The 6,872-nt window shown below is 42.2% G+C and carries 7 protein-coding genes; 3 read left to right on the top strand and 4 right to left on the bottom strand.

All coding sequences use genetic code 11. From position 1 onward, the window contains the following. Positions 1–45: 45 nt before the first annotated feature. Together ACRHOZ_RS08540 and rlmD are read right to left on the bottom strand one after the other, a co-directional pair. Entirely contained in the window at positions 46–393 is a 348-nt protein-coding gene (locus ACRHOZ_RS08540; protein WP_431124616.1) for a GIY-YIG nuclease family protein, read from the bottom strand. Between the two features lie 49 nt (positions 394–442). Beyond that, positions 443–1,870, bottom strand: a complete 1,428-nt coding sequence (gene rlmD / locus ACRHOZ_RS08535) for a 23S rRNA (uracil(1939)-C(5))-methyltransferase RlmD (RefSeq protein WP_431124614.1) — start codon at positions 1,868–1,870, stop codon at positions 443–445. Between the two features lie 120 nt (positions 1,871–1,990). Between rlmD and ACRHOZ_RS08530 the strand changes: the two genes are divergently transcribed. The 3 genes from ACRHOZ_RS08530 to rocD all read left to right on the top strand — a co-directional run bounded on the left by ACRHOZ_RS08530 (position 1,991) and on the right by rocD (position 4,306). Further along, positions 1,991–2,533 (top strand): RNA polymerase sigma factor, encoded by a 543-nt coding sequence (locus ACRHOZ_RS08530; RefSeq protein ID WP_431124612.1) that lies wholly within the window; start codon positions 1,991–1,993, stop codon positions 2,531–2,533. Position 2,534: 1 nt separating this feature from the next. Further along, positions 2,535–2,915, top strand: coding sequence for a DUF6768 family protein (locus tag ACRHOZ_RS08525; RefSeq protein WP_420399118.1), 381 nt, complete (start codon positions 2,535–2,537; stop codon positions 2,913–2,915). A gap of 146 nt (positions 2,916–3,061) precedes the next feature. After that, positions 3,062–4,306, top strand: coding sequence for an ornithine--oxo-acid transaminase (rocD, locus tag ACRHOZ_RS08520; RefSeq protein WP_431124609.1), 1,245 nt, complete (start codon positions 3,062–3,064; stop codon positions 4,304–4,306). A 68-nt stretch (positions 4,307–4,374) separates the two neighbouring features. On the opposite strand, the gene ACRHOZ_RS08515 is transcribed toward rocD, so the two are convergent. Then, positions 4,375–5,427, bottom strand: coding sequence for a S66 peptidase family protein (locus ACRHOZ_RS08515; RefSeq protein ID WP_431124607.1), 1,053 nt, complete (start codon positions 5,425–5,427; stop codon positions 4,375–4,377). Positions 5,428–5,533: 106 nt separating this feature from the next. Beyond that, a complete protein-coding gene (locus ACRHOZ_RS08510) occupies positions 5,534–6,862 on the bottom strand; it encodes a carboxypeptidase-like regulatory domain-containing protein (protein ID WP_431124604.1) in 1,329 nt (442 codons plus the stop codon). Between the last annotated feature and the right edge of the window lie 10 nt (positions 6,863–6,872).

Below are 6,872 nucleotides of genomic sequence, written 5' to 3'. Positions count from 1 at the left end.
GATTCCCGAAAAAAATACTTTCCCAGTATATCCTAGAAATATTATTCATTCCTGTCCCATATTGTATATAGGTGCCTCTTTTTTATCTAATTCAAACCATTCTCCTAGGAATCGCTTTGATTTGTAATACTTATGCAATAGTTCTTCTATTACAGGATAAATAGGACATCGACCTCCTTCAGATAATATAGTCATGACAACATCGATTATACAACCGGATTCTGTTGTTATTTTGTTTACTCTTTGATTTAAATTTTCAGTTACCCCTATCTTGTACCTCTTTGAAGATCTATTGTACAGAACATAACAAATCCCATAACTAAATGATTCACCATCCACTAGCTCTTTAGGCTGCCAATTATTTTCAAAATACTCGATTAAATTTTGTTTCATTTCCTAACCAAATTAATCAAAATTCTGCAATTAATCCGCAAAACTAAGATTAACTACCCTTGTAGGTATCACGTAATGAAAGAAGTACAACATTTTCAACGTGATGTGTTTGGGGAAACATATCCACCGGTTGCACCTTGATTACTTGGTATTTTTCATCCAATAGAGCCAAATCCCTGGCTTGGGTTGCGCTGTTGCAACTCACATAAACAATTCTTTGGGCAGCTACCTGCAACAGTTGCTCCACAACTTGTTTGTGCATACCGTCCCTGGGCGGATCGGTGATGATAACGTCGGGTTGACCATGTTGTTCAATAAATTCCGTAGTGAATACATTCTTCATATCCCCTACGTAAAACTCCACATTGGATATGTCATTTCCAAGGGCATTGTTTTTGGCATCTTCAATGGCTTCTGGAACAGATTCAACCCCAATGACCTTTTTGGCTTTTTTGGAAACAAATTGGGCTATGGTGCCGGTTCCCGTATACAGGTCATACACCAATTCCTTACCTGTAAGTCCAGCGAAATCTCTAGTGACTTTGTACAGTTCGTATGCTTGCTCAGAGTTGGTCTGGTAAAAGGATTTTGCGTTTATCTTGAATTTTAGGCCTTCCATCTCCTCAAAAATATGGTCCCGACCTGAAAAGCAGACCACGTCCTGATCATAGATGGTGTCGTTCGGCTTTTGATTTATAACGTAAAGCAAGGAGGTGATTTCGGGGAATTCTTCCATCAAAAAATTCAGCAATAGTTCCCTTTGTTCTTTGTTATCCTCAAAAAATTGAATCAGAACCATGACCTCCCCAATACTACTTGTCCGTAACATCAAGGTTCGAAGTAAGCCTTCCTGGGTCCTTGGATTGAAAAAGGGAAGCCCGTTTTCTACAGCAAATTGTCTAATGGCCGTTCTAATGGCGTTGGAAGGATTTTCTTGTAAATGGCATTTGTTGATGTCCAGAATTTTGTCCCACATACCAGGGATGTGAAAACCCAGCGCATTGCGATCTGTGATTTCCTCCTGCGAGTTGATTTCCTGTTCAGTAAGCCATCTACTGCTCGAAAATGAAAACTCCATTTTATTCCGATAGAAATATTGCTTCTCGGAACCTAGGATGGGCATGGTCTCTGGTAGCTCCACCCCGCCAATTCGCTGAAGATTATTTTCCACTTCCTTCTGCTTATAGAACAGCTGGTGTTCATAAGCCATGTGTTGCCATTTGCATCCCCCGCAAACCCCAAAATGTTCACATTGGGGATCTGTTCGTTTGGCTGAGCGTTGATGAAAATTGGTGGCAACTCCTTCAAAATAGGCCTTACGTTTCCTGGTTGTCATCACATCCACTACATCACCAGGAACAGCATTGGAAAGAAAGATTACCCTTCCGTCCGGAGCTTTTCCAACGGATTTTCCCTTGGCTCCGGCGTCCACAACTTCAACATGTTCAAAGGTCTGTCGGCTCTTTTTTCTTCGCATGGCGCAAAAGTAGGCATAGGTTTTTATTCAGAACAACTAACTTGTATAAATGTATCCCAAAAAATTCTTCAAACTTTTGAACCTTTTCCATGACAAGGCGTCCTTGTATTGAAAGTAGATATGAAAACAACCCGTTTTGTATTTGATGGCTTAATGGTATTGGAATACCAGTCTGGGAACGTAAAGTCTTTGTCCGTACTGGTCAATCGGCATCATAATCGATTGTGCAGGCATTCCTATAGATACACCAATGATGTTGAGGCCTCGAAGGACATTGTCCAAGATTCATGGCGGGTGATCATAAAAAAGTTGAACACGCTAAAGGATCCCAACAGTTTTAGCAGTTGGTCCACCAAGATTGTAACGCACAAAAGTTTGGATTACCTAAACAAACTTAAAAGCAGTCAAAGGAATCTGAAAAGTTATGCGGAAAACAATCCAGAGCAAACGCCAAAGGGAAATGATGACACGGGAAAGGTAACCCGGCTGTTGAGTGCCATAAAGGAGTTGCCTGAAAACCAGCAAATGGTATTGAAGTTATTTTACACGGAAGAATACTCCCTGAAAGAGATTGCCGAAATTTTGGACATATCCGTGGGAACAACAAAATCACGATTGTACCATGCAAGAGAAAAGTTGAAGAAAATTTTAAAAAATAAATAAGATGAAAAAAGAGATGGAAGAAATAGACAAGTTGATCAAGGAAGCGCTTACCCAGGAGGAAGCCAAATTTTACGATGAACTGGGAGAACAGAATGTCTTGGAGAAGTTTGGGGGAATTTTTAAGGGTAAAATGGGCTGGTTGGCCGTTATCATGAACATCATGGTTCTGATATTTTTTGGACTCTTAATTTACTGCTCCATCCAGTTTTTGGATTCGGAAGCTACCAATGACCTTATTAAATGGGGCATGGGCATATTTGTTTCCAGTTTGATCATGAGCATGCTCAAAGTCTATTTTTGGATGCAAATGGACAAAAACGATGTGCTTCGGGAATTAAAACGATTGGAGCTGCAAATCTCTGCGCTTTCCCATAAAAAGTGACGTACAATTCACTTTTAATTGGATAAAAATTTGATATTTTTGCGACACTACTAGGGATGATTTCTCTCCCACGCTGCTTTTTCGAGTCCTCGAAAGAATAAAGGTACAGAAGGAATGGTTGTTTTATCAATTTAAAAATTACTAAAATGGCTGTTTTAGAACATTTAACGTCGCAGCAAGCGATTGATTTAGAGAACAAGTACGGAGCCCACAATTATCATCCACTACCCGTTGTACTGAGCAGGGGAGAAGGGGTATATGTTTGGGATGCTGAAGGAAAAAAGTATTACGATTTTTTGTCGGCCTACTCGGCCGTGAACCAAGGTCACTGCCATCCAAAGATTGTTGGGGCCATGGTAGATCAGGCAAGAACCCTGACATTGACTTCCCGAGCATTCTACAACGACATGTTGGGTATTTATGAAAAGTATGTGACCTCCACCTTTGGGTTTGACAAATTGCTGCCCATGAACACTGGAGCGGAAGCGGTTGAAACGGCTTTGAAGATTTGCCGTAGATGGGCGTATCAGAAAAAAGGGATTCCTGAGAATCAGGCGAAGATCATTGTGTGTGAAAATAACTTCCACGGAAGAACAACAACGATCATCTCTTTCTCCAACGATCCCGTTGCAAGGGAGAACTATGGACCCTATACCGAGGGTTTTGTTAAGATTGAATACGATAATCTGCAGGCTTTGGAAAATGCCTTGATCGCTAATCCAGATGTGGCAGGATTCCTTGTTGAGCCTATTCAGGGTGAAGCAGGGGTCTATGTGCCCTCGGAAGGCTACTTGACAGCGGCTAGGGCACTTTGTGAGCAACACAACGTTCTCTTTATTGCAGATGAGGTACAAACGGGAATAGCCCGTACGGGAAAACTATTGGCAGTTGATCATGAGGACGTAAAACCGGATATTTTGATTTTGGGTAAAGCCTTGTCTGGAGGAGCTTATCCAGTTTCGGCGGTTTTGGCCAATGATGAAATCATGGATGTGATTACCCCTGGAAGCCATGGAAGCACTTTTGGTGGTAATCCTGTTGCAGCTGCCGTTGGAATAGCTGCACTTGAGGTGGTCAAGGAGGAGCAACTGGCAGAAAACGCCATGGAATTGGGTGAAATTTTTAGAGAAGAACTCAACAAGTTCATTCCAAGCTGCGATTTGGTTTTAAAAGTACGAGGAAAAGGCCTTTTGAATGCCATCGTGATCAATGACACAGAAGATAGTTCCACCGCGTGGGATATCTGTATGGCGTTGCGCGACAATGGATTGTTGGCCAAGCCCACCCATGGCAATATAATTCGATTTGCACCGCCATTGGTCATGAACCATGAACAATTGATGGATTGCATTTCCATTATCAAGCAAACGCTTTTGGAGTTTGAAAAATAAAAAAAGCTTCTTGGAACAAAGGCTCGGTTATCCGGGCCTTTTTTTATGCATGTTATTAAATCTGAGGGTTATAAAACTGCATTTTCCAAAAGCTCCAAAGTCATTTTATCGGCATCCCAATGGGCATGGATACCAATTGGAAAAGTAAAGTTGTTCGGGACATGGCCAAAGCTCATTCCATACGCTGACGGAATGTTCAAGGGAGCAATTCGGTCCATGAGGACTTCCTTTAGGGTGAAACCGCTGGGACTTGGTTCTTTATCGCATCCGGCGCAAACCCCAAAAACGATTCCCTTGGCTTTTTTAAATGTGGATCCTTCGATCAACTGTGTTAACATTCTGTCCATTCTATAGGGCGCTTCCTCCACATCTTCAATACAAACTATGGCATCGGTAAAATCAATTTCATGAGGGGTGCCTACTAATGCCACAATCAAACTTAAACTACCACCCACTAATTTACCCGATGCGGAACCTGCAGTTATGGTGTATCGCTCATATTCCGGGTTTTCAAGCATTTCCTTGTCCTCCAAAACCACATTTTCTATGGTTTGTGGGTAATTGGGGGATTCCAACTTTGTCAGCAACTGTTGCTTGCTGTAGTCGTCATCAATTGTACTACCCACGGGACCATGGAAGGTGACCAATCCAGTTTCTTGGTTGATGCCATTCAGAAGGGCGGTAACATCACTAAACCCTACCAATATTTTTGGATTTGATTTTATGTTGTCGTAATTGATCATTTGCATGATTCGGGTGCAGCCGTAACCACCACGGGCGCAGAGAATGGCATCTATATCCGGATTGGTGAACATTTCATTAAGATCATCTGCCCGTTCTTTATCCGTGTCGCTAAAATATCCGTGATTTCCATGAATACGATCTGTATGGTAGGGAACAAAGCCCATATCAACCAAGGTGGACTTCATTTCTTCTAAAACCTCAGGTTTAACCGCATACCCTGGGGCAATCAGCCCAATGGTGTCTCCTTTCTTTAGTCTTTTGGGCAACAATTTGTTGGTGTCCTTCGCAAAACCTTCAATGTTGGGTCTTACCTGGGAGACCAAGGTGGAAGCGGACAGCAGTGCGGATAGATTGATAAATTGCCTTCTTTTAAGCATTGGGTTTAGGTTTTACATGGTCACAAAATAAAATAGCCACCCTAAATATGGTGACTATTTTTGACTTTATGATTTGTATCTACCACAGAACGGTATGGAGGCATGTTTAAGGAGCTGCTGATCCACCCTTTGACCTTGCCCTACGCAATTGCCTCTGTATTTTTTTAATAGCGGACTCAATGGACTTCTCTGGCTCAATGATGTTATATTCACCCCAGAAATCCGGGTCGGAGAATCCCAATGCCTCATCACTCAAAATAATGGACTTTTTAAGACGTTCCCTGACTTTTGGTAATTGTCCGTCCAAGTTTTTCTCCCAATCTGTTACCGCCATTTCGGCTGTCATACTATACACGGAGTTGAACAGTTTGTCTTGCCAATCCACTTTAAATTCCAAAAGGACATTGCTGTACCCATAATACCACTTGCCTCCTTTTTCACGGTAGTCCACTCGGTAGGCCACCTCCGTGGGCCATACATCCACCTTGGCGGGTTTTTTCCTGACAAAGAGCCGGGCCGCCTTGTACTTATCTGTGATGTTGAGGGTGTAAATGGCACTGGTCAAGGTTCTGTTCTCCACATCGATAAAAAGCTCTCCTTGGTATAAGGGCTCTTTAATACTCTCCCATTGATTAAACTTGATAACATAAATCAGCTGGTCATTAATTCTGGTGGAACGACTAAAGGTGAACTGGTAATCTTGAATGGAGCCTTCAGCGAAAATATACTCTGGATACTTCATAATATCCACATAAAGGGTGTTGAAAGGCCCACCTTGAAGTTTCAGGGCTACGGTATCCAATTTACTGTAGTCTGTGCTTTTGCGTGCCCTATAGAGTTCAACTGCATCCTTTCGGAGTGAGCTATAGGGAGTCTTATAAATGTTTACCACAGCTTCGGACAGGGATACATTTTTTCTTCGCTTTTTGATGGTTTCCCTGTAAAACGCGGTCATCAACGTGGGATCGTCAAAGTAATTGTCCCCTTTTCGGGCCAAAGTCTCCCTAACCAAGGCTGCTGCATCTTTTGGGGCGTTGATATTCACCTCCGATAGCTCTGTAACCGAAACTACAAGGGTAATCTTGTTTTTATTGGGCTTTAAATCGGCCAGCGGAATGTTCTTGCTCTTATACCCCAAAAAGGAAACCACCACTGTGCCATCCGTCATTTCCTTGGGTATCTTAAGCAAAAAATTACCCTCCGTATTGGTAATCGTACTTATGTTGGTGCCTTCTACCGAAAGGGTAGCAAAAACCAAGGGCTTTTTGGAGGAAGCATCGCTTATTTCTCCCTTGTATTGATTAAAAGCACTGTCTCCATCCTGAACATCCTGAAATGCCATGGAATCCAAAGGGGAAAGCATCCAAACAAGTAAGAGAAGACATGTGGGGACCAATCGAATCCCTTTGTATAAAGTGTTGGCAAATAAATTCATAGCCTATGAT

The sequence above is a fragment of the Flagellimonas flava genome, from assembly GCF_050617915.1.
GTDB classification, from domain to species: domain Bacteria; phylum Bacteroidota; class Bacteroidia; order Flavobacteriales; family Flavobacteriaceae; genus Flagellimonas; species Flagellimonas flava_A.
Note: the sequence above shows the minus strand (reverse complement) of the source record. Positions and strands in the feature narration are given on the sequence as shown.